General features: G+C 63.9%; 4 protein-coding genes and 1 pseudogene. 3 read left to right on the top strand and 2 right to left on the bottom strand.

Annotated elements, in window-relative coordinates:
* A partial coding sequence (locus ACIQ3R_RS15650; protein WP_397419785.1) for an FAD-dependent oxidoreductase occupies positions 1-457 on the top strand: 457 nt, incomplete at its 5' end.
* A gap of 270 nt (positions 458-727) precedes the next feature.
* Positions 728-1,024, top strand: a pseudogene (locus ACIQ3R_RS15645) (DDE-type integrase/transposase/recombinase); the annotation flags it as partial.
* Between the two features lie 282 nt (positions 1,025-1,306).
* On the opposite strand, the gene ACIQ3R_RS15640 reads toward ACIQ3R_RS15645, so the two are convergent.
* On the bottom strand, positions 1,307-1,987 hold the full coding sequence (locus ACIQ3R_RS15640; protein ID WP_397419784.1) for a TetR/AcrR family transcriptional regulator: 681 nt from the start codon (positions 1,985-1,987) through the stop codon (positions 1,307-1,309).
* Between the two features lie 276 nt (positions 1,988-2,263).
* Here ACIQ3R_RS15640 and ACIQ3R_RS15635 point away from each other — a divergent pair, with 276 nt between their 5' ends.
* A complete protein-coding gene (locus ACIQ3R_RS15635) occupies positions 2,264-3,292 on the top strand; it encodes a glutathione S-transferase N-terminal domain-containing protein (protein WP_397419783.1) in 1,029 nt (342 codons plus the stop codon).
* On the opposite strand, the gene ACIQ3R_RS15630 is transcribed toward ACIQ3R_RS15635, so the two are convergent.
* Positions 3,289-4,470 (bottom strand): AMP-binding protein (locus ACIQ3R_RS15630; RefSeq protein ID WP_397419782.1); only part of this gene is annotated, 1,182 nt, incomplete at its 5' end. The two genes, ACIQ3R_RS15635 and ACIQ3R_RS15630, sit on opposite strands and share 4 nt — an antisense overlap.

Raw genomic sequence — 4,470 nt, 5'->3', positions numbered from 1 at the left:
CCTGACCGAGAATGACATCCGCAACCACACCCGCTTCAACGACATGCTGATCGCCAACGACGGCTCGTTCTGCATCCACTGCGCCTGGTCCCCTGGTGAGGGGAAGTACGATTTCCGCCTCAAGGACTGGATCTTTGATATGCGAGACCAGCAGTCCTATGGGGTTCCGTTCCGTTGCCTCTACTCGGCGAACATCGACAACCTGCTGATGGCGGGGAAGCACATCAGCGTCACCCACATCGCGGGTTCCTCGGTCAAGCTCATGGGCAATGGCGCTCAGCACGGCGTCGCGGTGGCAGCAGCGGCGTTCCTTTGCAACGAGCACAATACGACCCCGCGCGGGCTGCTTGAAGATCACCTAGACAAGCTCCGCCTGCTGGTGGATCGGCTGACCGGCCACGACCACGACATGACCAGCCATCCCCCGACTCGCAAGTTTGTCGCGGTGCCGGGCTGATGGCCGCTGGCAAAGTAACGGTGCTGGCGTTGTCAGGTTGACCGGACCCAGCCGCGGAGGGCCCACAACCGCCCGATGATTAAGCCGCGGCGGTCGCTACGCCCACGCGGGCTTTGTCAGGCGAAATGCACCGGCACGTAAGGAGTACGGTCTTGGCGGGCGAAATGGCCTGTCAGAGGAAGACCCTTGACCCGTTCCGCTGGTTCGATTCATCGCCGGAGGTGATCCGCCTCGTCGTCATGATGTACGTTCGCTAACGGCCGGCCGCAGGCAGTAGTGACGGACGGCCTGCGATCGCTTAGCGCCGCAATGAAAGAGATCGGCAACGACGACCGTCAGGAAGTGGGCCGGTGGCTCAATAACCGGGCTGAGAATTCGCACCAACCGTTTCGACGACGAGAACGCGCCATGGAGCGATTTCAGAGGATGAAGACACTCCAGACGTTCGCCGCCCTACACGGCACCGTCCACAACCACTTCAATCAGGAACGCCACCTCATCAGCCGAGACCTCTACCGCGAACGACGTTCAGCCGCCCTGGCCGAGTGGCGCACGGTCATGGGCTGAGGCCAGGCTGGGATTGGGGAGATTGCGCCAAACTGGAGACGAGTTGTCGTTGGACTGACAGCACCGCCATTCAGTCCCCGATAATCCCTGCAACTGCAGAACCCCCGCCCCAACCGGCGGACCTTCGCGCCTGATACCCGCGTGTTCGCCTTTGTGGTCGACGGCGTCAGTGTCGAGGTCGCTCACGGCCATGGTGTGTCGTAGCCAACGGCTCGCGCCCAATTCGCTTTCTCCAGATTTGGTTTGGAGATGCGTTGCCTGTCGATGGCCTTCGCGGAGGCTTCACACCTGCGGGGCGTCCTCGAGGCCTAGGTATCGCAGGAGCATCAGGGCGAGCTCCTCGTGCAGACGCGGGTCATCAACCGAATACGGGCCCGGGCCGTGCAGTATGTTGGAGACGATCTGGCCATGCATCATGCGAATAGCCAGATGGGCGGCGTCTCGCTTGCCGGGGTCCATGGCTATTCCCCGGGCCCTTAGCAAATCGACCACCTGTGCGGCCTCAATGATCTCAATCCGCCGCATCAGCGGCCAGACATCGCGGCCCCGGAGGCTGAGTTCGAACAGGGCGCGGTAGTAGCCCTCGATCCCTTTCATGGTCCGCGCCGAGTTCCGCGCGAGCCGACGAAACACGTCCATCAAGGGTTCGGTCTGGCAAGCCGGGTCGGTGAAGAACTTGACGATATTGGCTTCCGCATGCGCCGCCATGTCGGATTGCAGGGCGAAGAAGAACGCCTCCTTGTCCTGGAAGCGCCGGTAGAAGCTGCCCACGGAACAACCGGCCCGCTTGGCGATGTCGGCGACGTGCGCCTGCCAAAAGCCCGACTCGGCGAAGACGCGCTCGCCCGCCCTCATCAAGCGGTCGCGCTGTTGGCGGCTCCGCTCCTGATAGGCCGGGAGCGTCCAACCCGTCTCCGGCTCGACCTCCGGTAGGATCAACACCGGCGCTTTGGCCACACCCATCTCATACTCATCGTTCCGAAGTCACCTTATGGCGCCACGGGACCGCGAAAATCCAGCCCCAGGGCGCCTTTCGCCGCAGTGACCGCCGGTTCGGCGTCTCCTTAGAGACCAAGGCAGACGTGTCGTCAGCGACGACGCCATTTGGCAGTCACGATAGCCCGGTTTGGGCCGCAGTATAATGTGAACAGCAATTCTGATTGTCACTGGGGGGGCATGCGTGCTTGTGAATCGGAACGGCGTCTTTGGTCGATAGGTTGAGCGATGAGGGAATTTGGCATGACCGTTTCAGAGCCAATGGTCACACTCAGCGGCGTGCCGGGCTCGCCCTACACCCGCAAGATGCTCGCCCTGCTGCGCTATCGGCGCATCCCCTACAAGTTGATCCTTGGATCGCGTGACCTTCCGGGCCTCCCAAAGGCCAAGGTCGGCCTTCTGCCGACGTTCTATTTTCCGGACGCCACCGGCCAACTGCAGGCGGTCACGGACTCAACGCCGATCATTCGCAGGTTGGAAGGCATGTTTCCGGACCGCTCGGTGCGGCCGGGGAACACCGCGTTGGCGCTAGTTGATGCGATCCTGGAGGACTACGGCGACGAGTGGCTGACCAAGGCCATGTTCCACTACCGCTGGCATTTTGCTGACGATATCGCACGCGCCTCGGCCATCCTTCCGGCCTGGACCCAAGGCCGGATGCCCGACGCGGCGCTTAAGGCGGCAGGGACGACGATTGCAGAGCGTCAGATCCCGCGTCTGCGCTACGTCGGCTCCAATGAGGCGACCTGGAGCGTAATCGAGGCCAGCTATATGCGATACCTCGACGCCATGGAGGCTCACCTTCGCGAGCATGCCTTCCTGTTGGGCGCGCGGCCTGGCGCCGGCGACTTCGGCGTGTTCGGGCAGCTGACGCAGCTCGCGCTTTTTGACCCGACCCCTATGGCGATCACCGCTGTGCGTGCGCCGCGTGTCCTCGCCTGGACCGGCGCTGTCGAGGACCTGACCGGCGTGGAGCCTGTTGACGCCGACTGGTTCGACCCGGTCGCCCTGCCCGCCACGCTTAAGGCTCTCCTGACCGAAGTCGGTCGCGTCTATGTCCCGCTGCTGCTGGCGAACGCCCGGGCTGTGCAGGCCGGCGCCGACCAGGTCGAGACCGTGATCGACGGCCAATCCTGGGTGCAGCAGCCGTTCCCCTATCAGGCCAAGTGCCTGCTGTGGCTTCGCCAGGAGTATGCGGCCCTAGATGACGCCGCACGCAGCCAGGCTGACGCGGCCCTGGCCGGCACCGGATGCGAAGCCCTGTTCGGCTAATTGACCTGGCGGTCGCGGCCTTCCCAATAGGGCTGGCGGAGGTCGCGGCGCAGGATCTTGCCACTCGGGTTGCGCGGGATCTCAGCGACAAAGTCCACCGACTTTGGCAGCTTGTATCCGGCGATCCGTTCCCGGGCGTAGGCGATGATCTCAGAGGCCGTGACGTCCGCGCCCGGCATGCAGGCGATCACCGCTTTGACAGCCTCGCCCCACCGGTCGTCCGGAACGCCGATGACGGCCACGTCCTGCACTGCCGGATGGCCCGCGATCGCGTTCTCCACCTCGGCCGGATAGATGTTCTCGCCCCCGGAGACGATCATCTCCTTCATCCGATCATGGATGTAGAGGTATCCTTCGTCGTCGAAGTAGCCCGCGTCACCCGAGCGGAAGAAGCCCTCTGCGTCGAAGGCCTCGGCGTTGCCCTCGTCCCGTTTCCAATAGCCTTTCATGACACAGGGCGCCCGCATCAGGATCTCGCCGACCTGTCCCGGCGGCAGGGTGCGTCCCTGAGCATCCACCACCTTGATCTCGCGACCGGGCGCAGCGCGGCCACATGACCGTAACTTGCCCCGCGCCGGATCGTGGTCGGCCGGTGGGAGATAGGTGATCGGACCGCCGGTTGTTTCCGTAAGGCCATAGGCCTGCATGAAGCCGCAGCCCATCAGAGCCGTCGCGTCGCGCAGCACCGCCTCGGGAATCGGCGAGCCGCCGTAGGTGATCCGCTTGAGCGTGGAGAAGTCGGTCTCGCGCGCCTCGGGCTGCTGAGTCACCGCCAGGATCACGGCCGGCACCAGGGTGGCCTGGGTGATTCCCTTGGCCGGTATCAGGCGCAGAATCTCTTTGGGATCGACCTCGGGCAGGATCACGCCGCACGCTCCGTTGGCCAACGTGCCCATACCCATGTTGATCCCGGCCACATGGAAGAAGGGCATGGCGATCAGGATCACGTCGCGGTCGCCATAGGGCTCGACGTCGGTGGCGTGGTTCCGAAACAGCGAAAGGTAGTTGGCGTTGTTCAGTCGCACGCCCTTGGGCAGGCCGGTCGTACCCGACGTGTAGACCTGAAGGATGTCGTCGTCGTCGCTTGAAGGCAGCATCGGGTCGGTTGCGGACTGGGCCTCACGCCAAGCCTCGAAGTCGGGCCACTCGGCGTGGCCGCCGTCCATAGCCACGATCTG

Origin of the sequence: Phenylobacterium sp., from assembly GCF_044371015.1 — a bacterium.
Classification (GTDB): domain Bacteria; phylum Pseudomonadota; class Alphaproteobacteria; order Caulobacterales; family Caulobacteraceae; genus Phenylobacterium.
The sequence above is the reverse complement of the archived record's forward strand: the minus strand, read 5'-3'. Positions and strand labels throughout refer to the sequence as shown.